This is a genomic window from Serratia sp. CY47280, assembly GCF_052168655.1.
Classification (GTDB): Bacteria; Pseudomonadota; Gammaproteobacteria; order Enterobacterales; family Enterobacteriaceae; genus Serratia; species Serratia bockelmannii.
Window position 1 is genome coordinate 191604 of sequence record NZ_JBJNMG010000008.1, and the last position, 20669, is coordinate 212272.

The 20669-nt window shown below is 59.6% G+C and carries 23 protein-coding genes; 21 read left to right on the forward strand and 2 right to left on the reverse strand.

The genetic code is table 11. From position 1 onward, the window contains the following. Positions 1 to 10: 10 nt before the first annotated feature. The 5 genes from ACJ8J4_RS22725 (at position 11) to tauD (ending at position 4367) form a co-directional block, all read left to right on the forward strand. Complete coding sequence (locus ACJ8J4_RS22725; protein ID WP_025304513.1) at positions 11 to 793, forward strand: PhzF family phenazine biosynthesis protein; 783 nt, start codon at positions 11 to 13, stop codon at positions 791 to 793. A 114-nt stretch (positions 794 to 907) separates the two neighbouring features. Continuing rightward, positions 908 to 1912, forward strand: coding sequence for a taurine ABC transporter substrate-binding protein (tauA, locus tag ACJ8J4_RS22730; RefSeq protein ID WP_188016064.1), 1005 nt, complete (start codon positions 908 to 910; stop codon positions 1910 to 1912). 9 nt (positions 1913 to 1921) lie between these two features. Then, the gene (gene tauB, locus ACJ8J4_RS22735) at positions 1922 to 2689 is read left to right on the forward strand and encodes a taurine ABC transporter ATP-binding subunit (RefSeq protein ID WP_033645255.1); all 768 of its coding nucleotides are present in this window, start codon (positions 1922 to 1924) and stop codon (positions 2687 to 2689) included. Continuing rightward, positions 2686 to 3522, forward strand: coding sequence for a taurine ABC transporter permease TauC (gene tauC / locus ACJ8J4_RS22740; RefSeq protein WP_033631937.1), 837 nt, complete (start codon positions 2686 to 2688; stop codon positions 3520 to 3522). The genes tauB and tauC overlap by 4 nt, the downstream gene beginning before the upstream one ends. Beyond that, a complete protein-coding gene (gene tauD / locus ACJ8J4_RS22745; RefSeq protein ID WP_169541284.1) occupies positions 3519 to 4367 on the forward strand; it encodes a taurine dioxygenase in 849 nt (282 codons plus the stop codon). Before tauC ends, tauD begins: the two co-directional genes overlap by 4 nt. A 6-nt stretch (positions 4368 to 4373) precedes the next feature. On the opposite strand, the gene ACJ8J4_RS22750 is transcribed toward tauD, so the two are convergent. Continuing rightward, positions 4374 to 6287, reverse strand: coding sequence for an ABC transporter ATP-binding protein (locus tag ACJ8J4_RS22750; protein WP_049206067.1), 1914 nt, complete (start codon positions 6285 to 6287; stop codon positions 4374 to 4376). A 129-nt stretch (positions 6288 to 6416) separates the two neighbouring features. Between ACJ8J4_RS22750 and kefG the strand changes: the two genes are divergently transcribed. From kefG to ACJ8J4_RS22785, 7 genes are all read left to right on the forward strand, one after another. Further along, positions 6417 to 6968: a glutathione-regulated potassium-efflux system ancillary protein KefG gene (gene kefG, locus ACJ8J4_RS22755; protein WP_025159909.1), complete on the forward strand. Its 552-nt coding sequence runs from the start codon at positions 6417 to 6419 to the stop codon at positions 6966 to 6968. Positions 6969 to 6970: 2 nt separating this feature from the next. Further along, on the forward strand, positions 6971 to 8779 hold the full coding sequence (kefB, locus tag ACJ8J4_RS22760) for a glutathione-regulated potassium-efflux system protein KefB (RefSeq protein ID WP_264383758.1): 1809 nt from the start codon (positions 6971 to 6973) through the stop codon (positions 8777 to 8779). 14 nt (positions 8780 to 8793) lie between these two features. Beyond that, a complete protein-coding gene (locus ACJ8J4_RS22765) occupies positions 8794 to 8997 on the forward strand; it encodes a YheV family putative zinc ribbon protein (protein WP_015379274.1) in 204 nt (67 codons plus the stop codon). 112 nt (positions 8998 to 9109) lie between these two features. Beyond that, a complete protein-coding gene (slyD, locus tag ACJ8J4_RS22770) occupies positions 9110 to 9697 on the forward strand; it encodes a peptidylprolyl isomerase (RefSeq protein ID WP_004930407.1) in 588 nt (195 codons plus the stop codon). 92 nt (positions 9698 to 9789) lie between these two features. Beyond that, positions 9790 to 10818, forward strand: coding sequence for a LacI family DNA-binding transcriptional regulator (locus ACJ8J4_RS22775; protein WP_043138853.1), 1029 nt, complete (start codon positions 9790 to 9792; stop codon positions 10816 to 10818). Positions 10819 to 10940: 122 nt separating this feature from the next. Continuing rightward, the gene (nhaC, locus tag ACJ8J4_RS22780; RefSeq protein ID WP_049206071.1) at positions 10941 to 12380 is read left to right on the forward strand and encodes a Na+/H+ antiporter NhaC; all 1440 of its coding nucleotides are present in this window, start codon (positions 10941 to 10943) and stop codon (positions 12378 to 12380) included. Between the two features lies 1 nt (position 12381). After that, positions 12382 to 13554 carry a MalY/PatB family protein gene (locus tag ACJ8J4_RS22785; RefSeq protein ID WP_025304504.1) on the forward strand — a complete coding sequence of 391 codons (1173 nt, stop codon included), beginning with the start codon at positions 12382 to 12384 and terminating at the stop codon, positions 13552 to 13554. A 15-nt stretch (positions 13555 to 13569) separates the two neighbouring features. Here the strand turns inward: ACJ8J4_RS22785 and ACJ8J4_RS22790 are convergent, their stop codons facing one another. Then, a complete protein-coding gene (locus ACJ8J4_RS22790) occupies positions 13570 to 13797 on the reverse strand; it encodes a SlyX family protein (RefSeq protein WP_025304503.1) in 228 nt (75 codons plus the stop codon). Positions 13798 to 14153: 356 nt separating this feature from the next. On the opposite strand from ACJ8J4_RS22790, the gene fkpA reads away from it, so the two are divergent. The 9 genes from fkpA to ACJ8J4_RS22835 all read left to right on the forward strand — a co-directional run. Then, entirely contained in the window at positions 14154 to 14993 is an 840-nt protein-coding gene (fkpA, locus tag ACJ8J4_RS22795; protein WP_025304502.1) for an FKBP-type peptidyl-prolyl cis-trans isomerase, read from the forward strand. Between the two features lie 373 nt (positions 14994 to 15366). After that, the gene (locus tag ACJ8J4_RS22800) at positions 15367 to 16089 is read left to right on the forward strand and encodes a helix-turn-helix transcriptional regulator (RefSeq protein WP_004930418.1); all 723 of its coding nucleotides are present in this window, start codon (positions 15367 to 15369) and stop codon (positions 16087 to 16089) included. Next, positions 16089 to 16478, forward strand: a complete 390-nt coding sequence (gene tusD / locus ACJ8J4_RS22805) for a sulfurtransferase complex subunit TusD (protein WP_049206072.1) — start codon at positions 16089 to 16091, stop codon at positions 16476 to 16478. The genes ACJ8J4_RS22800 and tusD overlap by 1 nt, the downstream gene beginning before the upstream one ends. Positions 16479 to 16485: 7 nt before the next feature. Further along, the gene (gene tusC, locus ACJ8J4_RS22810; protein ID WP_025304500.1) at positions 16486 to 16845 is read left to right on the forward strand and encodes a sulfurtransferase complex subunit TusC; all 360 of its coding nucleotides are present in this window, start codon (positions 16486 to 16488) and stop codon (positions 16843 to 16845) included. 9 nt (positions 16846 to 16854) lie between these two features. Next, the gene (gene tusB / locus ACJ8J4_RS22815) at positions 16855 to 17142 is read left to right on the forward strand and encodes a sulfurtransferase complex subunit TusB (RefSeq protein WP_025304499.1); all 288 of its coding nucleotides are present in this window, start codon (positions 16855 to 16857) and stop codon (positions 17140 to 17142) included. A 143-nt stretch (positions 17143 to 17285) separates the two neighbouring features. Further along, entirely contained in the window at positions 17286 to 17660 is a 375-nt protein-coding gene (rpsL, locus tag ACJ8J4_RS22820) for a 30S ribosomal protein S12 (protein ID WP_004930426.1), read from the forward strand. 96 nt (positions 17661 to 17756) lie between these two features. Continuing rightward, positions 17757 to 18227, forward strand: a complete 471-nt coding sequence (gene rpsG / locus ACJ8J4_RS22825; protein ID WP_004956203.1) for a 30S ribosomal protein S7 — start codon at positions 17757 to 17759, stop codon at positions 18225 to 18227. 93 nt (positions 18228 to 18320) lie between these two features. After that, positions 18321 to 20435: an elongation factor G gene (fusA, locus tag ACJ8J4_RS22830; protein WP_025304497.1), complete on the forward strand. Its 2115-nt coding sequence runs from the start codon at positions 18321 to 18323 to the stop codon at positions 20433 to 20435. Positions 20436 to 20505: 70 nt separating this feature from the next. Beyond that, on the forward strand, positions 20506 to 20669 hold a 164-nt coding region (locus tag ACJ8J4_RS22835), incomplete at its 3' end, for a GTP-binding protein (protein WP_023158627.1).

The following is a 20669-nucleotide window of genomic DNA, read 5'->3' on the forward strand; positions in this document are numbered from 1 at the left end:
GGAGTGAACGATGGCGGAAAATTATTATCACGTGGTTGCTTTTACCGGCAAAGGGCTGCGCGGCAACCCGGCCGGGGTTTGCCTGCTGACGCAGCCGCTGCCGGCGGAGCGGTTGCAGGCGATCGCCAACGAGATCGGCCTGCCGGAAACCAGCTTTGTTTGGGATGACGGCGACATGACCGCCATTCGCTGGTTTACCCCGGAGCGTGAGGTCGATCTTTGCGGCCACGGCACGCTGGCGGCGGCGCATGTGATGTTCAGCGCGGTTAACCCGGCGCTGAAGGATATTCGCTTCCGTTCGGCCGGCGGCGAGCTGTTCGTCAAGCGCGATGAGCGGGACGGGGAGCGGCTGGTGCTTGATTTCCCCGCCAGGCCGCCGCAAAAAGTCGCCGAACCGGCGGGCCTCGCGGCGCTGCTGGGCGTGCAGCCGCAGGAAGTGTGGCAGGCGAAAGCGCTGCTGGTGGTGGTGGAAAATGAGGCGCAGGTGCGCGCGCTGCGCCCGGACATCCCGGCGCTGATCGCATTGGCCGGCCGCGCGGTGATCGTCACCGCGCCGGGTGACACCGTGGACTTCGTTTCGCGCTATTTCACGCTCGACGGCGGCGAGGATCCGGTGACCGGCTCCGCGCATTGCACATTGATGCCTTACTGGACGGCGCGCCTCGGCCGCCATCGGCTGCATGCGCAGCAGATCTCGGCACGCGGCGGCGAACTGTTCTGCGAACTGCAAGGGGATCGCACGCTGCTCGGCGGCTATGCTCATGTGTTCCTGCACGGAAGTATCGCGCTGTAATCTGCAGTTATATTACTCAAGGTAATAAAGAAGACTTTTTTATTCTTTTATCGCCCGTCATCGCTCAGATAAAACTGTCAGCAACTGAACAGATTTTTATCAACGGAGCGGAACATGGCGGGCAAACTCTTTTCCTTACGTAACGTGGCGCTGCTGGCGCTGCTGGCGTTGTCGCTCAGCGCGGCCAGCGCCTACGCGGTGGACGTGACCGTGGCGTACCAGACGTCGGCAGAACCGGCCAAGGTGGCGCAGGCGGAAAACAGCTTCGCCAAACAGTCCGGTGCGACCGTCGACTGGCGTAAGTTCGACAGCGGCTCCAGCGTGCTGCGTGCGCTGGCCTCCGGCGACGTGCAGATCGGCAATATCGGCTCCAGCCCACTGGCGGTGGCCGCCAGCCAGAAACTCCCCATCGAAGTGTTCCTCATCGCCTCGCAGCTCGGCAGTTCTGAAGCGCTGGTGGTGAAGAATGACATCAAAAACCCGCAGGATTTGATCGGCAAGCGCATTGCGGTGCCGTTTATTTCTACGACTCATTACAGCCTGCTGGCCTCGCTCAAACATTGGGGCATCAAGCCTGAACAGGTGAAGATCCTCAATCTGCAGCCGCCGGCCATCGCCGCCGCCTGGCAGCGCGGCGACATCGACGGCGCCTACGTCTGGGCGCCGGTGGTCAACGAACTGGCCAAACAGGGCAAGGTGCTGACCGACTCCGCGCAGGTGGGCGAGTGGGGTTCACCGACGCTGGACGTGTGGGTGGTGCGCAAAGACTTCGCCGAGAAACATCCCGACGTGGTGACCGCCTTTGCCGCCAGCGCTCTGCAGGCGCAAAAGGCCTACCTGACGGCGCCGGAACAGTGGCTGAAAGATCCGAGCCATCTTAGCACCTTGGCGCGCTTGAGCGGCGTACCGGAAGCGCAGGTGCCGGAACTGGTGAAGGGGAACCGTTATCTGCCGGTGGCCGATCAGGTTGCCCAGCTCGGCCAGCCGGTGGACAAGGCAATCCGCGATACCGCCGAATTCCTCAAGCAGCAGGGCAAGATCCCGCAGGTCGACAGCGACTACAGCGCTTACGTCACCGACCGTTTTGTGAAACAGGTGCAGGCTGCGCCGCAGTCGTAAGGAAGCAGGATGCTAAACGTCAGCCATCTTTCAGCAGAATATCAGGGGCGGCCCGCGCTGCGTGACGTGTCGTTCCAGATCGCCGCCGGGCAACTGGTGGTGGTGCTCGGCCCGTCGGGCTGCGGCAAAACCACGCTGCTGAATTTAATCGCCGGGTTTATCGAGCCTTCAGCTGGCAGCATCACGCTGGATGGAACGTCCGTTCATGGCCCAAGCGCCGAACGGGGCGTGGTGTTCCAGCATGAGGGTTTACTGCCGTGGCGTAACGTGGTGGACAACGTCGAGTTCGGCCTGCAGCTGGCCGGCGTCGGCAAGGCGCAGCGCCGCCAGGTGGCGGAGCAGATGTTGCAGCGCGTCGGTCTGGCCGGTTACGAGCGGCATTTCATCTGGCAGCTTTCCGGCGGCATGCGCCAACGCGTCGGCATCGCCCGCGCCCTGGCCGCCGATCCGCGTCTGTTGTTGCTGGATGAACCGTTCGGCGCGCTGGACGCGTTCACTCGCGAGCAGATGCAGGAGCTGCTGCTGACCATCTGGCGCGATACCGGCAAGCAGGTGCTGCTGATCACTCACGATATTGAAGAGGCGGTGTTCCTCGCCAGCGAGCTGTTGCTGCTGTCGCCGGGGCCGGGGCAGGTGGTGGAGCGACTGTCGCTGAACTTCGGCCAACGCTATGCCGACGGCGAAGCCTGCCGCTCGATTAAGTCCGATCCTGAATTTATCGCGCAGCGCGAATACGTGCTGGGCAAAGTTTTCCAACAGCGCGAGGCCTTGCTATGAGCCTGCATTCCACGTTAAAGGCCGCGGCGCAGCCGCAGGGCAAAGCGGCGCGCCGTTTCAGCGTGCCGCGCAACGTTTGGTTGAGCGGCGCCACGCTGTTGACGGTGTTGATCGTCTGGTGGGGCGTGACGGCGCTGCAGCTGATCAGCCCGCTGTTCCTGCCGGCGCCGCAGCAGGTGCTGCATCAACTGATCACCATCGCCAGCCCGCAAGGCTTTATGGACGCCACGCTGTGGCAGCATCTGGCGGCCAGCCTGGGGCGCATTTTGGTGGCGCTGTTGGCGGCGGTGATCGTCGGCATTCCGGTGGGCATCGCCATGGGGCTGAACGACACGGTGCGCGGCATCCTCGATCCGCTGATTGAGATCTATCGTCCGGTGCCGCCGTTGGCGTATTTACCGCTGATGGTAATTTGGTTCGGCATCGGCGAGACCTCGAAAATCTTGTTGATTTATCTGGCGATTTTCGCGCCGGTGACGCTGTCCGCTGTGGCCGGCGTGCGCAGCGTGGCGCAGGTGCGGGTGCGCGCCGCCCGCGCTCTGGGCGCAACGCGTTGGCAGGTGCTGCGTTTCGTGGTGCTGCCGAGCGCGCTGCCGGAGATCCTGACCGGCATCCGCATCGGGCTGGGCGTCGGCTGGTCGACACTGGTGGCTGCCGAACTGATCGCCGCCACGCGCGGCCTGGGATTTATGGTGCAATCCGCCGGTGAGTTTCTGGCGACCGACGTGGTGCTGGCCGGCATCGGCGTGATTGCGGTGATTGCATTTGGGTTGGAGCTGGGGCTGCGCGCCCTGCAGCGCCGATTGACCCCGTGGCATGGAGTACAGCAATGAACGAACGTCTGAATATCACCCCGCTGGGGCCTTACATCGGGGCGCTGGTGGAAAACGTCGAGTTGGCCCGGCCGTTGGGCGATGGCCAGTTTGAACAGCTTTACCATGCGCTGCTCAAGCATCAGGTGCTGTTCTTCCGCAACCAGCCGATCACGCCGCTGCAGCAGCGCGATCTGGCCGGCCGCTTCGGCGATCTGCACATCCATCCGGTCTATCCGCACGCCACCGACGTGGAAGAGATCATCGTGCTCGATACCCACGACGACAACCCGCCGGACAACGACAACTGGCATACCGACGTGACCTTTATCGAGAACCCGCCGCTGGGAGCGATCCTGGCGGCCAAGACCTTGCCTTCCACCGGCGGCGATACGCTGTGGGCCAGCGGCATCGCGGCCTACGAGGCGCTGTCGGCGCCGTTCAGAACGCTGCTCGCGGGGCTGCGCGCAGAGCATGACTTCACCAAGTCGTTCCCGGAGTACAAGCATCGCGGCAGTGAAGAAGAACACCAGCGTTGGCAACTGGCGGTGCAGAAAAATCCGCCGCTGCTGCATCCGGTGGTGCGTACTCACCCGGTCAGCGGCCGGCAGGCGCTGTTCGTCAATGAAGGGTTCACCACGCGGATCGTCGATCTGGCGCCGAAGGAGAGCGACGCTTTGCTGAACTTCCTGTTTGCTCACATCACCAAACCGGAGTTTCAGGTGCGCTGGCGCTGGCAGGAAAATGACGTGGCGATCTGGGATAACCGCGTGACGCAGCACTACGCCAACGCGGATTATCTGCCGCAGCGGCGCATCATGCACCGCGCGACCATTCTGGGGGATAGGCCCTTTTACAAGGCGTAACAACGTTTAGGCGTCGAACGCCTGCGTTAACTGCTCCAGCTGTTCCTGCGCATCCAGCCAGGTCATTTCCGTCTCTTCGAGCGCGGATTTGGCCTGGCTTTGCTTTTGCAGGCAGTCGGTCAGTTCGGCCTTGCGGCTGATGTCGTACAGTGCGGGATCCGCCAACTGCTCTTCCACCGCCGCCAGTTCGGCGCCCAGTTTTTCCATCTGCTGTTCCAGCTTGGCGATCTGCTTGCGCAGCGGTTGGGTCTGCGTACGGAACTCCGCCTCGCGGCGTTTTTGGTCCTTGCGCGCCTGCGCGCTGTTGCCGCCGCTCTCTTTTTCCGGTGCATCCTGCTGGTTTTCCTGGCGCTGCAGGTCGACAAGCCACTGCTGGTAGTCGTCGAGATCGCCCTCGAAAGGCTCGACCTGGCCGTCATGCACCAAGTACAGATCGTCGGTGGTGGAGCGCAGCAGGTGACGGTCGTGCGAGACCACCACCAACGCGCCTTCGAAATCGATCAGCGCCTCGGTCAGCGCCTGACGCATGTCGAGATCCAGGTGGTTGGTCGGTTCATCGAGCAGCAGCAGGTTCGGGCGTTGCCAGACGATCAGCGCCAGCACCAGCCGCGCCTTCTCGCCGCCGGAGAAACGTTCGGTCACTTCGCTGACCTTGTCGCCCTGGAACCCGAAACCGCCCAGGTAATCTCGCAGCTGCTGCTCCAGCACCCGTGGCGCGATGCGGCTCAGATGCTGCAACGGCGATTCGTCGGCGCGCAGGAATTCCAGCTGGTGCTGGGCGAAGTAACCCAGCTTGATGCCTTTCGCCAGGCCGATCTCGCCGCTCAGCGGTTCCAGGGTGCCGGCCAGCAGTTTGATCAACGTCGATTTACCGGCGCCGTTGCGGCCGAGCAGGCCAATGCGTGAACCGGGTACCAGGTTCAGCTTGATTGACTTCAAGATCACTTTATCGCCATATCCGGCGCTGACTTTTTCCATGCGCAGCAGCGGGTTCGGCAGGCTTTCCGGCGGGCGGAAGCTGAAGGTGAACGGGTTGTCGACGTGCGCCGGGGCGATCAGCTCCATGCGCTCCAGCATCTTGATGCGGCTCTGCGCCTGCTTGGCCTTGGAGGCCTTCGCCCGAAAACGGTCGATATAACTTTGCAGGTGCGCCACTTTTTCTTGCTGATGCTGATACAGCGACTGTTGCTGCGCCAATTTGGTGGCGCGCTGGCGTTCGAACGACGAGTAGTTGCCGGTGTATTCGTTCAGGGTCTGCTGTTCGATATGCAGGATCTTGTCGACAATCGGATCGAGGAAGTCGCGGTCATGCGAGATCAGCACCAGCGTGCCGGGGTAGCTTTTCAGCCAGCGCTCCAGCCAGATCACCGCATCGAGATCCAGGTGGTTGGTCGGTTCGTCGAGCAGCAGCAGGTCGGAACGGCACACCAGCGCCTGCGCCAGGTTGAGACGCATGCGCCAGCCGCCGGAAAAGTCGCGCACCGGGCTTTGCAGCTGTTCGTTGGAGAAGCCGAGGCCGTGCAGCAGGCTGGCGGCGCGGGAACGGATGGTCCAGGCGTCGATGGCGTCCAGCTTACCGTGCAGGGTGGCGATGGCGTGGCCGTCGTTGCGGTCGTTGGCGGCCTGCAGTTCGGCTTCGAGCTGGCGAAACTCGCGATCGCCGTCGATAACATACTCGATCGCCGGCACGTCCAGCGCCGGCGTCTCCTGGTTGACCCAGGCCAGCGCCCAGTTGCCGGGGAAGGTAAAGCTGCCGCCATCCGCCGCGATCTCGCCCTTCAGCAGCGACAGCAGCGTGGATTTGCCGCAGCCATTTTTGCCCACCAGGCCGACCTTCTGACCTGGATTAACCGTCGCCGTGGCGTTGTCCAGCAGGACGCGGATGCCGCGTCGGATTTGTAGCGAGGAGAATACAATCATAAAGCGCCGTATGTTCAGAGTATGTTAAATTATCATTAAGGTAACAGAACGCGCACCGCGCGCTGTTTTTGTCTTTGCGATGCATGGTAGCGGAAAACCGCTACTCTGACGACGCTTTGGAGGGGAATGATGTCGCAGCCGCCCAAGGTCTTGCTGCTGTATGCCCATCCGGAATCCCATGACTCGGTGGCGAACCGGGTTTTGCTTCGACCGGCGCAGCAGTTGGAACATGTCACCGTGCACGATCTCTACGCGCACTACCCTGATTTTTTTATCGATATTCATCACGAACAACAGCTGCTGCGTGAGCATCAGGTCATCGTGTTTCAGCACCCTCTGTATACCTACAGCTGTCCGGCGCTGCTGAAGGAGTGGCTGGATCGCGTGCTGTCGCGCGGCTTCGCCAGCGGGGTGGGCGGCAATGCGCTGGCGGGCAAATACTGGCGCTCGGTGATCACCACCGGTGAGCCGGAAGGCGCCTACCGCACCGGCGGTTATAACCACTATCCGATGGAAGATATCCTGCGGCCGTTCGAGCTGACCGCGGGGATGTGCCATATGCACTGGCTGACGCCGTTCGTGGTCTATTGGGCGCGGCGGCAGAAGCCGGAGGTGCTGCGCAGCCATGCAGACGCCTACGGCGAGTGGCTGAGCCACCCGCTGCCGCACGGAGGGCGGTGACCATGGAAGGATCGACCTTACTGACCGCCATTTTGCTGTTCCTGTTTGCCGCGGTGGTGACGGTGCCGATCGCCCGTCGCCTGGGGATCGGCGCGGTGCTGGGCTATCTGATCGCCGGCATTGCCATCGGCCCTTGGGGATTGGGCTTCATCCGCGACGTTGACGAGATCCTGCACTTCTCCGAGCTGGGCGTGGTGTTCCTGATGTTCATCATCGGTCTGGAGCTGAACCCCAGCAAGCTGTGGGAACTGAGGCGCTCGATTTTCGGCGCCGGCGCCGGCCAGGTGTTGCTCACCGCGGCGGTGCTGGGCGCGTTGCTGTACCTGACGCACTTCGCCTGGCAGGCGGCGGTGATCGGCGGTATCGGCCTGGCGATGTCTTCCACCGCCATGGCGCTGCAGCTGATGCGCGAAAAGGGCATGAACCGCAACGAAGGGGGGCAGCTCGGTTTCTCGGTGCTGCTGTTCCAGGATATGGCGGTGATCCCGGCGTTGGCGTTGATCCCCATTCTGGCCGGCGCCGGCGGCACCAGCGACGACTGGGCGAAGATCGCGCTCAAGGTCGCGGCGTTCGGCGGCATGCTGATCGGCGGACGCTTTCTGCTGCGGCCGCTGTTCCGCTATATCGCCGCCTCCGGCGTGCGCGAGATTTTCACCGCCGCGGCGCTGTTGTTGGTGCTCGGCTCGGCGCTGTTTATGGAGGCGCTCGGCCTGTCGATGGCGCTCGGCACCTTCATCGCCGGGGTGCTGTTGGCGGAGAGCGAATATCGCCACGAACTGGAGATCTCCATCGAGCCGTTTAAAGGGCTGCTGCTGGGGCTGTTCTTTATCTCGGTGGGCATGGTGTTGAATATCGGCGTGCTCTACACCCACCTGGCCGAGGTGTTGATCGGCGTATTGGCGCTGGTGGCGGTCAAATCCGGCGTGCTCTATGGCGTGTCGCGTCTGTTCGGCCTGCGTAGCTCGGTGCGGCTGCAGTTTGCCGGAGTGCTCAGCCAGGGCGGTGAGTTTGCCTTCGTGCTGTTTTCGGCGGCGGGGGCGCAAAAGGTGCTGCAGCCGGATCAACTCTCTTTGCTGCTGGTGGTGGTGACGCTGTCGATGATGACCACGCCGCTGCTGATGCAGGCCATCGACCGCATTTTGGCGCGCCGCTATAACGCTAAAGGCGAAGACAAGGAAACGCCGTACGTAGAGGATGACGATCCGCAGGTGATCATCGTCGGCTTCGGGCGTTTCGGCCAGGTGATCGGCCGCCTGTTGATGGCCAACAAAATGCGCATTACCGTACTGGAGCGCGATGTCAGCGCCGTCGGCGTGCTGCGGCGTTACGGTTACCAGGTTTATTACGGCGACGCCACCGAGCTGGAGCTGTTGCGCGCGGCGGGCGCCGAAAAGGCCAAGTCGATCGTGATCACCTGCAATGAGCCGGAAGACACCATGGAGATCGTGCGGCTGTGCCAACAGCACTTTCCGAACCTGAGCATTCTGGCGCGCGCGCGCGGCCGCGTGGAGGCGCATGAGCTGCTGCAGGCGGGCGTGAAACAGTTCAGCCGCGAAACCTTCTCCAGCGCGCTGGAACTGGGGCGCAAGGCGCTGATGGAGTTGGGCATGCACCCGCATCAGGCTTTCCGCGCCCAGCAGCATTTCCGCCGCCTGGATATGCGCATGCTGCGTGAGCTGATGCCGCCGCATCAGGGCGACGTGGCGCAAATTTCCCGAGTGAAAGAGGCGCGGCGCGAGCTGGAAGAGCTGTTCCATCGCGAAATGCAAAAAGAAAGTCGCCAGTTCGACGGCTGGGACGAATACGAATAAGCGGGAGCATAACGATGTCTGCAACACGTAAGAGATTTATCGCCGGGGCGGTGTGCCCGAGCTGTAGCGCTATGGATACGTTGGCGGTATGGCGGGAGGATCAGGTGGAAGTGGTGGAGTGCGTCAAGTGCGGACACCATCAGCGCCAGACCGAACAACAGGTGGAAAAACACGTTCGCCCGCAAGAGCAGGTGATCGGCATTTTCCAGCCGAAGTAGCGTTTTTTTATCCCGGAGGGTACAGCGAGGCAGATTTCCGTTACAATCTGTCCGGAAAAGGCGCGCATCCCGATAACGGTGCGCGTCCTAGTAGCCAACGGTAGGAGATATCATGAAAGTAGCAAAAGACTTGGTGGTCAGCCTGGCTTACCAAGTACGTACAGAAGACGGTGTTTTGGTTGATGAGTCTCCGGTGAGCGCACCGCTGGACTATCTGCACGGGCATGGTTCTCTGATCGCAGGTCTGGAAAAAGCACTCGAAGGCCACGACGTTGGCGATCGTTTTGACGTTCACGTCGGCGCGAACGACGCGTACGGCAACTACGACGAAAACCTGGTGCAGCGCGTACCGAAAGACGTCTTCATGGGCGTTGACGAACTGCAGGTCGGCATGCGTTTTCTGGCTGACACCGATCAGGGCCCGGTACCGGTTGAAATCACCGAAGTTGACGGTGACCACGTCGTGGTTGACGGCAACCACATGCTGGCCGGCCAAAACCTGAACTTCAACGTGGAAGTTGTCGCGATCCGCGAAGCGACCGCAGAAGAGCTGGCGCACGGTCACGTACACGGCGAGCACGACCATCACCACGAGCACGGTGAAGGTTGCTGCGGCGGTCACGGCCACAGCCACGATCACGACCATGGTCACGACCACGGTAAAGGCGGTTGCGGTAACGGTGGTTGCGGCTGCCACTAAGCAGAACGCAATCCCGAGACAAGAGGGCGGCCATTGGCTGCCCTTTTTTATGCGCGGCGCACCAGGCGCCGAACGGCACAACAGGACATGCCATGGCCACCATGAAAGACGTTGCGCGCCGCGCCGGCGTTTCCACGGCCACCGTCAGCCGGGTGATCAATAATACCGCCTACGTTGAACCGGTGACCCGCGAACGCGTCGAGAAAGCGATGCGCGAGTTCAATTACCACCGCAACGCCGCCGCGCTGGCACTGGCGAAAAGAAGCGGCAATATGCTGGGGTTGCTGACCGGCAACCTCGACGATCCGTTTTTCTCGCGCCTGGCGCGGGGCGTGGAAGACATCACGCGGCAGGCTGGCGTGCGTTTGATGTTGTGCAGCGGCGGGCATCAGGCCGAACTGGAAAAAAGCGGCCTCGACTTTCTCATCAATCAGGGATGCGAAGCCATTGTGGCGCACGTCACGCGAATGGGAGAAGAGGAGCTGCTGCGCTACGCCGCCCACACGCCCGCGCTGGTGCTGGTCAATCGCTACCTGCCGGCCATCGCCAATCGTTGTATTTGGCTCGACAATGCCAAGGCGGCACAGGCGGCGACCGAGCTACTCATTCGCCAGGGGCATCGGAGAATCGCCTGCGTGACGACGGATTTGCCGATCGACGACCGCGCACAGCGGTTAGCGGGTTACCGCAAGGCCATGGCCGCCGCTGGTATTGAGGTGCCCGGAGCCTGGATCATCAGCGTGCCCTTCAACGAGAAAGGGGGCGAGTTGGCGGCCGAGCGCGTGCTGGCCAGCGACCCACGCTTCACCGCCGCAGTGACGTTCAACGACGTGATGGCCGCCGGCATGATGCGCACCTGCCATCAACGGCACATTCAGTTGCCCGAGGCGCTGTCGATCGTTGGCTTTGACGACATTGCCCTGGCGAAATATCTCCACCCTTCGCTGACCACTGTGCATTACCCCATCGAGAAAATGGCCCGACGCGCCGCGCGCCTCGCGCTGCAGATCCACAGCGGCAGCGACGTCGCGCCGCAGAACAACCGCTTTTCGGCCGAGCTTATCCTGCGAGACTCTGTCACCGATGGCGAGCCGCATGAGCAAAGCAAGCGCGGCGAATGAGAGACAAGTCACACAATGTGAGCGCATGAAACCGATTACATGGCCGGTTGCCTGCGCTCACATCCTCCGATTATCGAAGCCATTACGCTGTTGCAGTACCCCATCTTCAACAGGAGCCGTATATGGATAATAAGAAAACGCTCAACCTTGGGTTGGCGACGCTGCCGATTGTGGCCATGCTGTTGCTGCTCATCATCGGCTATGGCCAGTTTGGCCTGCGCATTGAACCGCTTCTGCTGGTTTCCGCCGCCATCACCGCCGCGCTGGCCTGGTGGCAAGGTTACCGCTGGGACGACATCATCGAGGCCATCGTGGCCAAGCTGGCGAAGGCCATGCCGGTGATCATGATCCTGATCTGCGTAGGTGGCCTGATCGGCACCTGGATGATCAGCGGTACAATCCCTTACATGGTGTATTGGGGGCTGAAGCTGATCAGTCCGCAATATATTCTGATTGCCGCGTTCTTCATCACCAGCGTGATCTCGGTGTGCACCGGCACCTCGTGGGGGGCAGCCGGCACCGTGGGCGTGGCGCTGATGGGCGTGGCCGCCGGTTTAGACGTGCCGCTGGCCGCCGCGGCTGGGGCGGTGGTGTCCGGCGCCTACTTCGGCGACAAAATTTCGCCGTTGTCCGATTCGACGAACTTCGCGGCTATCGTTGCGGATACCGATCTCTACAGCCATATCCAGCATCTGATGTACACGACGTTGCCGAGCTTCATCCTGGCCGCCGTGGTGTACCTGATCGCCGGCCACACCGGCGCGGTGGGCAGCGTGGCAACGCCGGAAAAAGTGACCGAAATCGTCAGCGCGCTTGAGGGGCTGTACCATTTCAACCTGCTGTTGATCCTGCCACCGGTGCTGGTGCTGTGGGGCGCGGTGACCAAACGGCCGGTGATCCCTGTCATGCTGGCCGCCTGCGCGCTGGCGATCGCCATCGGCGTCGCGCTGCAGGGTTTTAGCCTACAACAGGGGCTGAATGCGTTGATGGACGGTTTCAATCTGTCGATGTTCGCCAGCCAGGGCCATAACGTCGAAGGGATCGTCGCCGATGTGCCGCGCCTGCTGAACCGCGGCGGCATGTTCTCGATGATGAGTACGATCCTGCTGGTGTTCTGCGCCTTTTCCTTCGCCGGCGCCCTGACGCTGACCGGCGCCCTGACGGTGATCATCAGCCGGCTGCTGCACGTGGTGCACACCACCGGCCAACTGATCGCCGCCACCGTTGCCACCACGATCCTGGTGACCGGCGCGACCAGCGACGGCAAGCTGGCGCTGCTGATCCCAGCGGAGCTGTTCAAAGGGGCTTATCGGCGCATGGGGCTGGACAACAAAAACCTGTCGCGCACCGTCGAGGATGCGGGCACCGTTATCGAGCCGCTGATCCCGTGGACGGCCGCCGGTATTTACATGGCGACCACGCTGGGGGTCAGCACGCTCGATCTGCTGCCGTGGGCGATCCAATGTTATGCCGCGGTGGTGTTCGCCCTGATTTATGGGTTCACCGGCTTCGGTATCGCCAAACTTCAACCTCAGAACGATTTGCAGCGTAAGGAAGCCTGACATGACGAGTCATTTCAACGCCATCATCGATCGCCACAACACCAGCTCCGTGAAGTGGGACTTCATCGACCGCTATCTGCAACTGGATGGCAGCGAACTGTTGCCGATGTGGGTGTCCGATTTCGATTTTCCATGTCCGCCAGAGGTGCAACAGGCGCTGCATCAGCGGGTGGACCACGGGGTCTTTGGCTACAGCGAACGTGACGACGCCTACTATCAGGCGGCGATCGACTGGTTCGCCAAACGGCACGACTTGCCGCTGCGGCGTGAGTGGTTTACGTCGATTGAGGGGGTGGTGCCCGGATTGGCGATGCTGATCCAACTGCTCAGCAAGCCAGGGGACGGTGTGGTGGTGCAGGGGCCGTATTATGGCTCGTTCGCCAAGATAGTCACCATGAATGGCAGAGAGGTGCTTGAGAATCCTCTGTTGAAAACTCCGCAGGGATATCGGATCGATTTCGACCAGTTGGCTGCCTGTCTGGCACAGCGTAAACCGCCGCTGTTGTTGCTGTGCAATCCGCACAATCCGACAGGCCGTTGCTGGCGCCGCGATGAACTGGAGCGGCTCATGGCGCTTTGCCATACCCACGACGTTACGGTGATCTCCGATGAGATCTGGGCCGATCTGCTGCTGCCCGGCGAGACGTTTACGTCGGTGTTGCATCTGGACAAGAAATATCGCGAGCGAGCGATTGCGGCGACGTCCGCCAGCAAAACGTTCGGCCTTTCCTCGCTGCGCATTTCGAATTTCCTGATCCCCAACGCTCGGCTTCGGCAGGCGTTTGTCGATCGGCTGAATGCCCACGGGCTGGATGTGTTCAACGCGCTATCGATGACGGCGGCGACCGCGGCCTATCAACGGGGTGCTGTCTGGCTTGATGAGCTGCTCAGCTACCTGGCGGAGAATCGGCGTTGGTTTGAACGGGCGCTGGCGGCCGCCGCGCCCTGGTGCACGATGACCCAGGCAGAAGGGACCTATCTCGCCTGGCTGGATTGCCGTGCACTGGGTTTGAGCGATGCTGACTTACAGCAGGCGCTGGTGGCGGTGGCAAAGCTGGCTCCGTCGATGGGCAGCGGTTTCGGCCCGCAGGGGAGCGGTTTTATCCGCATCAACCTGGGGTGCCCGCGCCGGTATCTCGAGCGTGCCGTCGATGGGTTGGCACGCCTGAAATAACCGCGCAACGGACCCTCAATAGTGCGGCGGAGGGGTTTCTTCCGATTGCGAGGCGATCATTGAGGTTTGGGTCGAGCGCAGCTTGTCGGTCAACATGCGCAGGTGTTCGCGCATCTTCAGCATTTCCATTTGATGCTGGGTAACGGTCTGGTTGAGCTCTTCGATGGTGAGCTCTTGGAAAGCCTGACGGCTCTCCAGTTCTTCAAGCCGCTGTAGCAGGCGTTGAATGTCGGCGTTGTGCATGAGGCTACCTCTGACGCGATAAAATCCTGATTCGGCGCTATGGTAACAGCTGGCGCCGGGTTTGCTCGCGCTATTTCTTCAGACGGCGCGCAACGTTGCGATCGGCAGTGTAAAGTGCTGAAAAGTTGCGCGCCCGATACGCCGTTTTTTGCTAACCTCGCCGAATATTCTGCAAGAAAAATCTGATTTATCATACGAGTAGCACGCAGGGGGAAACTTCTCGGCAAAGTGGGAGTCACACTTTGACTCGATTGGTTACCTGTGCGACTGTTTTGTTTTGTTTCAGGCAGCTATAGTAGCCCGGTTATCTTACCTAATGATTGTTTGGGGCATTGCTTCAGACACTGGAGAAATGGATGAAATCTTTGTTTAAAGTCACGCTTCTGGCAACCACCATGGCTTTTGCTCTGAATGCGACCCAGGTCATGGCAGCCGATGCCGCCAAACCGGCAGAAGCCGCTAAACCAGCGGACGCGGCAGCAGCGCCAAGCACCGGCAAGTTCAAAAACGACGACGAGCAAGCGGCCTACGCTCTGGGCGCCTCTCTCGGCCGTTACATGGACAACTCTCTGAAAGAGCAAGAGAAGCTGGGCATCAAGCTGGACAAAGATCAGCTGATCGCCGGCGTTCAGGACGCGTTCGCCAACAAGAGCAAGCTGAACGATGCCGACATCGAGAAGACCCTGCAGGGCTTCGAAGCGCGCGTGAAGGCTTCCGCTCAGGCGAAGATGGAGCAGGACGCCAAGGACAACGAAACCAAAGGCGCCAAGTATCGCGACAGCTTCGCTAAAGAAAAAGGCGTGAAGAAAACTGAATCCGGCCTGCTGTATCAGGTAGAGAAACCGGGCGCGGGTGAAGCGCCGAAAGACAGCGACACCGTGGTGGTGAACTACAAAGGCACCCTGACCGACGGCACCGAGTTTGATAACTCCTATACCCGCGGCGAGCCGCTGTCGTTCCGTCTGGACGGCGTGATCCCTGGCTGGACCGAAGGTCTGAAGCACATCAAGAAAGGCGGCAAAATCAAGCTGGTGATCCCACCGGCGCTGGCCTACGGCAAAACCGGCGTTCCGGGCATCCCAGCTAACTCCACGCTGGTCTTCGACGTTGAGCTGCTGGACGTGAAAGCGGCGCCGAAAGCCGACGCTAAAGCCGAAAAACCGGCTGACGCGAAAGCCGATACCAAAGCGAAATAATCTCGTCGCTTTGTTTGCCACCGCCGCGGATGCCCTCCGCGGCGGTTTTCATTTTGGCCGCCGCCACCTCTCTCGCCATTGAACGCTTGACGCCTGCCGGGCATCGGGCTTAACGTCAATACCACGCGCAAACGCAAGGACTTTGCTCCGGCCGCTTTGCTAGACTAATAATTCTGACTTATCAGTCATGCGTCTGCCCCTTAGGGCGTGTACCTAAAATTGTTCCCGGCCGCCTCGCCCGCGGATGTCATCGTGCCGTTTTATGCGGCTCTCAGCCAGCCGCGCGGCGGCATGCCGACGACGGCAGCGATCCGGTCCGAGCGGTTTTAGCTGCGCCCCCTGGCACAGGCGATCTATGAGGGTGGTATCTTCGATGTCGAATTCGCTTTTATCCAGCGAAGCCAGCGAACTTGATTTGCTGAATGAACGTCCGTTTACTCAAACGGATCATGAAATCCTGAAATCCTATGAAGCGGTGGTCGACGGGCTGGCGATGTTGATCGGCGGCCACTGTGAGATCGTATTGCACGCGCTGGAAGACCTGAACAGCTCGGCGGTGCGCATCGCCAACGGGGAACACACCGGGCGCAAAATCGGCTCGCCGATCACCGACCTGGCGCTGCGCATGCTGCACGACATGGCCGGCGACGACAGCAGCGTGTCGAAAGCCTACTTTACCCGCGCCAAGAGCGGCGTGTTGATGAAATCGGTGACCATTGCCATTCGCAATCGCGAGCAGCGGGTGATCGGCTTGCTGTGCATCAACATGAACCTCGACGTGCCGTTCTCGCAGATCATGCAGACCTTTATGCCGCCGGCCACGCAGGACGTGCCGTCGTCGGTGAATTTCGCCTCTTCCGTCGACGATCTGGTGGCGCAGACGCTGGAGTTCACCATCGAAGAGGTGAACGCCGACCGCTCGGTGTCCAATAACGCCAAGAATCGCCAGGTGGTGCTCAACCTCTATGAGAAAGGCATCTTCGATATCAAGGATGCGATCAATCAGGTGGCGGATCGCCTGAATATCTCCAAACACACCGTGTATCTGTACATCCGCCAGTTCAAGAGTGGCGATCTGTTGGGAAGCGACCGTTGATGCTCGATTATTGTCTGTTGGTCACCGGCCCGGCTTACGGCACGCAGCAGGCCAGCAGCGCCTATCAGTTCGCTCAGGCTTTGCTGGCGAAAGGGCACCGGCTTTCCAGCGTTTTTTTCTACCGTGAAGGGGTGTTGAACGCCAACCAACTGACCGCGCCGGCCAGCGACGAGTTCGACCTGGTGCGCGGCTGGACGCAGCTGGCGCAGCAACACGGCGTGGCGCTCAACGTCTGCGTTGCTGCCGCGCTGCGCCGTGGCGTCACCGACGAGAAGGAGGCGGCGCAACAGGGGCTGGCAAGCGCCAACCTGCAGCCCGGCTTTACCCTGAGCGGGCTGGGTTCCCTGGCCGAAGCGTCGCTGAGTTGCGACCGTCTGGTGCAGTTCTGAGGATATGATGAAACGAGTCGCTTTTGTTTTCACCCACGGGCCGCACGGCGGTGCCGGCGGCAGGGAAGGGCTGGATGCGCTGCTTGCCACATCGGCGCTCAGTGAGGATTTGGGGGTGTTTTTTGTCGGCGATGGCGTATTGCAGCTGTTGCCGGGCCAGCAACCGGAAAAAATCTTGGCGCGCAATTACATCGCCACCTTCGGCGTGCTGCCGTTGTATGACGTGGAGCGCTGCTATCTATGCCAGGCTTCGCTGCAGGAGCGTGGGCTGAGTCAGGTGACCGATTGGGTGCTGGATGCCGAGGTGCTGGCGCCGGATGAATTGCGCCGCCAATTGGCCGGTTACGACGCCGTGATGACGTTTTAGGATCTTCTGATGCTGTATACCCTGAGCCATTCGCCAAACCAATGTGACTTACCTGCGCTGCTGCGCCTGGCGGCGGAGGGCGACGCGCTGTTGCTGCTACAGGACGGCGTGCTTGCAGGCCTTGCCGGCAGCGCTCATCTTGAATTGCTGCTCGCCGCCCCCATATCCCTTTATGCGCTGCAGGATGACCTGGAAGCCCGGGGATTGGTTGGTCATTTTTCGCACAAAATCACTGTCATCGGCTATAATCACTTCGTTGAATTAACCGAACAACACCGCAGCCAAATGGCCTGGTAATGAGAGTGATGTTGTATATTTCTTGACACCCATACTGGTCAGCCCTAAAATTCTGCGTCCTCGTACTCTGCCAATAGTGCATACGAGGGGATTTATCACATGTTTACGAAGCTAGTACGAAGCAAAAACCAGGAGCTTTTTTAATGGCAACAATTAACCAGCTGGTTCGCAAACCACGCTCTGTGAAGGCTGCTAAAAGCAACGTTCCAGCGCTGGAAGCCTGCCCGCAGAAACGTGGCGTATGCACCCGCGTATATACCACTACCCCGAAAAAACCAAACTCCGCACTGCGTAAAGTTTGCCGTGTGCGTTTGACTAACGGTTTCGAAGTGACTTCCTACATCGGTGGCGAAGGCCACAACCTGCAGGAACACTCCGTAATCCTGATCCGTGGCGGTCGTGTAAAAGACCTGCCAGGTGTGCGTTACCACACCGTCCGTGGTGCACTTGACTGCTCCGGTGTTAAAGACCGTAAGCAAGCTCGTTCCAAGTACGGCGTGAAGAAGCCAAAGGCTTAATGGTTCTCCGTTAAGTAAGGCCAAACGTTTTAACTTTAATGTCAAAATAAACTCGTAGAGTTTTGGACAATCCTGAATTAACAACGGAGTATTTCCATGCCACGTCGTCGCGTAATCGGCCAACGTAAAATCCTGCCAGATCCTAAGTTCGGATCTGAGCTGCTGGCCAAATTTGTAAATATCCTGATGGTAGACGGTAAAAAATCTACTGCAGAAGCAATCGTCTATACCGCGCTGGAGACCCTGGCTCAGCGTTCTGGTAAAGATCACCTGGAAGCTTTCGAAGTCGCTCTCGACAACGTTCGCCCGACTGTAGAAGTTAAGTCGCGTCGCGTTGGCGGTTCTACTTATCAGGTACCAGTTGAAGTCCGCCCGGTTCGTCGTAATGCTCTGGCAATGCGTTGGATCGTTGATGCTGCACGTAAACGCGGTGATAAATCCATGGCTCTGCGCCTGGCGAACGAGCTGTCTGACGCAGCAGAGAACAAAGGTTCTGCTGTTAAGAAGCGTGAAGACGTTCACCGTATGGCCGAAGCCAACAAGGCGTTCGCCCACTACCGCTGGTAATCACCTGGCTGTAGTCATGCTAACCAAGCGGGCGCGTCAAATCGGCCCGCTTGGGTTAACTGAACTTGAACGCCCTAGGAATAGAGGAATCAAATGGCTCGTACAACACCCATTGCACGCTACCGTAACATCGGTATCAGTGCTCACATCGACGCCGGTAAAACCACCACTACCGAACGTATTCTGTTCTACACCGGTGTAAACCACAAAATCGGTGAAGTTCATGACGGCGCTGCCACCATGGACTGGATGGAACAGGAGCAGGAGCGTGGTATTACCATCACTTCTGCAGCGACTACTGCTTTCTGGTCTGGTATGGCCAAGCAGTTCGAACCGCATCGCGTAAACATCATCGACACCCCAGGGCACGTTGACTTCACCATCGAAGTAGAACGTTCCATGCGTGTGCTGGATGGCGCGGTAATGGTTTACTGTGCTGTTGGTGGTGTTCAGCCACAGTCTGAAACCGTATGGCGTCAGGCTAACAAATACAAAGTGCCACGTATCGCGTTCGTTAACAAAATGGACCGTATGGGCGCTAACTTCCTGAAAGTTGTTGGCCAGATCAAATCTCGTCTGGGCGCTAACCCCGTTCCTCTGCAGCTGGCTATCGGCGCAGAAGACAAATTCACCGGCGTTATCGACCTGGTGAAAATGAAGGCGATCAACTGGAACGAAGAAGACGCAGGCGTAACCTTCGAATACGAAGACGTCCCGGCTGACATGATGGATCTGGCTGAAGAATGGCGCCAGAACCTGATCGAGTCCGCTGCGGAAGCTTCCGAAGAGCTGATGGAAAAATACCTGGGCGGCGAAGAGCTGACCGAGGAAGAAATCAAAGCAGCTCTGCGTCAGCGCGTACTGAACAACGAAATCATCCTGGTTACCTGTGGTTCTGCGTTCAAGAACAAGGGCGTGCAGGCGATGCTGGATGCGGTAATCGAATACCTGCCGGCACCAACTGACGTTCCTGCGATCAACGGTATCCTGGACGACGGTAAAGACACTCCGGCTGAGCGTCACGCAAGTGATGACGAGCCGTTCTCTGCGCTGGCGTTCAAAATCGCTACCGACCCGTTCGTAGGTAACTTGACCTTCTTCCGCGTGTACTCCGGCGTTGTTAACTCCGGCGACACCGTGCTGAACTCCGTTAAGTCTGCGCGCGAGCGTTTTGGCCGTATCGTTCAGATGCACGCCAACAAGCGTGAAGAGATCAAAGAAGTTCGCGCAGGCGACATCGCCGCTGCGATCGGTCTGAAAGACGTGACCACCGGGGACACCCTGTGTGATCCAGACTCTCCAATCATCCTGGAGCGTATGGAATTCCCTGAGCCGGTAATCTCTATCGCCGTTGAACCGAAAACCAAAGCTGACCAAGAAAAAATGGGTCTGGCTCTGGGCCGTCTGGCTAAAGAAGACCCGTCGTTCCGCGTATGGACTGACGAAGAGTCTAACCAGACCATCATCGCCGGTATGGGTGAACTGCACCTCGACATCATCGTTGACCGCATGAAGCGTGAATTCAACGTTGAAGCTAACGTGGGCAAACCTCAGGTAGCTTACCGCGAAGCGATTCGCGCGAAGATTACCGACGTTGAAGGTAAGCACGCCAAGCAGTCTGGTGGTCGCGGTCAGTACGGTCACGTTGTGATCGACATGTACCCACTGGAGCCGGGCTCTAACCCGAAAGGTTACGAGTTCGTCAACGACATCAAAGGTGGTGTAATTCCTGGCGAATACATCCCTGCCGTTGATAAAGGCATCCAGGAGCAGCTGAAGTCTGGTCCGTTGGCTGGTTACCCGGTAGTAGACATGGGTATTCGTCTGCACTTCGGTTCTTACCACGACGTTGACTCCTCTGAACTGGCGTTTAAACTGGCCGCGTCTATCGCCTTTAAAGAAGGCTTTAAGAAAGCGAAACCAGTTCTGCTTGAGCCTATCATGAAGGTTGAAGTTGAGACTCCAGAAGAGAACACCGGTGACGTTATCGGTGACTTGAGCCGTCGTCGCGGCATGCTGCGCGGTCAGGAATCTGAAGTGACTGGCGTTAAGATCCACGCTGAAGTACCGTTGTCCGAAATGTTCGGCTACGCAACTCAGCTGCGTTCTCTGACTAAAGGTCGCGCATCATACACCATGGAATTCCTGAAGTATGATGATGCACCGAACAACGTCGCTCAGGCCGTAATCGAAGCCCGTGGCAAATAAGCCGCAGGGTTAAAACCAAAGTCCCGTGCTCTCTCCAGAAGGGGAGAGCGCTATAGTAAGGAATATAGCCGTGTCTAAAGAAAAATTTGAACGTACAAAACCGCACGTTAACGTTGGTACTATCGGCCACGTTGACCACGGTAAAACTACCCTGACTGCAGCGATCACCACCGTTCTGGCTAAAACCTACGGCGGTTCTGCACGTGCTTTCGACCAGATCGATAACGCGCCAGA

What these genes read in the sequence shown, in the direction of transcription:
- ACJ8J4_RS22725 (WP_025304513.1), top strand. Translation starts at nt 11, where the DNA reads ATGGCGGAAAATTATTATCACGTGGTTGCTTTTACCGGCAAAGGGCTG.
- tauA (WP_188016064.1), top strand. Translation starts at nt 908, where the DNA reads ATGGCGGGCAAACTCTTTTCCTTACGTAACGTGGCGCTGCTGGCGCTG.
- tauB (WP_033645255.1), top strand. Translation starts at nt 1,922, where the DNA reads ATGCTAAACGTCAGCCATCTTTCAGCAGAATATCAGGGGCGGCCCGCG.
- tauC (WP_033631937.1), top strand. Translation starts at nt 2,686, where the DNA reads ATGAGCCTGCATTCCACGTTAAAGGCCGCGGCGCAGCCGCAGGGCAAA.
- tauD (WP_169541284.1), top strand. Translation starts at nt 3,519, where the DNA reads ATGAACGAACGTCTGAATATCACCCCGCTGGGGCCTTACATCGGGGCG.
- ACJ8J4_RS22750 (WP_049206067.1), bottom strand. Translation starts at nt 6,287, where the DNA reads ATGATTGTATTCTCCTCGCTACAAATCCGACGCGGCATCCGCGTCCTG.
- kefG (WP_025159909.1), top strand. Translation starts at nt 6,417, where the DNA reads ATGTCGCAGCCGCCCAAGGTCTTGCTGCTGTATGCCCATCCGGAATCC.
- kefB (WP_264383758.1), top strand. Translation starts at nt 6,971, where the DNA reads ATGGAAGGATCGACCTTACTGACCGCCATTTTGCTGTTCCTGTTTGCC.
- ACJ8J4_RS22765 (WP_015379274.1), top strand. Translation starts at nt 8,794, where the DNA reads ATGTCTGCAACACGTAAGAGATTTATCGCCGGGGCGGTGTGCCCGAGC.
- slyD (WP_004930407.1), top strand. Translation starts at nt 9,110, where the DNA reads ATGAAAGTAGCAAAAGACTTGGTGGTCAGCCTGGCTTACCAAGTACGT.
- ACJ8J4_RS22775 (WP_043138853.1), top strand. Translation starts at nt 9,790, where the DNA reads ATGGCCACCATGAAAGACGTTGCGCGCCGCGCCGGCGTTTCCACGGCC.
- nhaC (WP_049206071.1), top strand. Translation starts at nt 10,941, where the DNA reads ATGGATAATAAGAAAACGCTCAACCTTGGGTTGGCGACGCTGCCGATT.
- ACJ8J4_RS22785 (WP_025304504.1), top strand. Translation starts at nt 12,382, where the DNA reads ATGACGAGTCATTTCAACGCCATCATCGATCGCCACAACACCAGCTCC.
- ACJ8J4_RS22790 (WP_025304503.1), bottom strand. Translation starts at nt 13,797, where the DNA reads ATGCACAACGCCGACATTCAACGCCTGCTACAGCGGCTTGAAGAACTG.
- fkpA (WP_025304502.1), top strand. Translation starts at nt 14,154, where the DNA reads ATGAAATCTTTGTTTAAAGTCACGCTTCTGGCAACCACCATGGCTTTT.
- ACJ8J4_RS22800 (WP_004930418.1), top strand. Translation starts at nt 15,367, where the DNA reads ATGTCGAATTCGCTTTTATCCAGCGAAGCCAGCGAACTTGATTTGCTG.
- tusD (WP_049206072.1), top strand. Translation starts at nt 16,089, where the DNA reads ATGCTCGATTATTGTCTGTTGGTCACCGGCCCGGCTTACGGCACGCAG.
- tusC (WP_025304500.1), top strand. Translation starts at nt 16,486, where the DNA reads ATGAAACGAGTCGCTTTTGTTTTCACCCACGGGCCGCACGGCGGTGCC.
- tusB (WP_025304499.1), top strand. Translation starts at nt 16,855, where the DNA reads ATGCTGTATACCCTGAGCCATTCGCCAAACCAATGTGACTTACCTGCG.
- rpsL (WP_004930426.1), top strand. Translation starts at nt 17,286, where the DNA reads ATGGCAACAATTAACCAGCTGGTTCGCAAACCACGCTCTGTGAAGGCT.
- rpsG (WP_004956203.1), top strand. Translation starts at nt 17,757, where the DNA reads ATGCCACGTCGTCGCGTAATCGGCCAACGTAAAATCCTGCCAGATCCT.
- fusA (WP_025304497.1), top strand. Translation starts at nt 18,321, where the DNA reads ATGGCTCGTACAACACCCATTGCACGCTACCGTAACATCGGTATCAGT.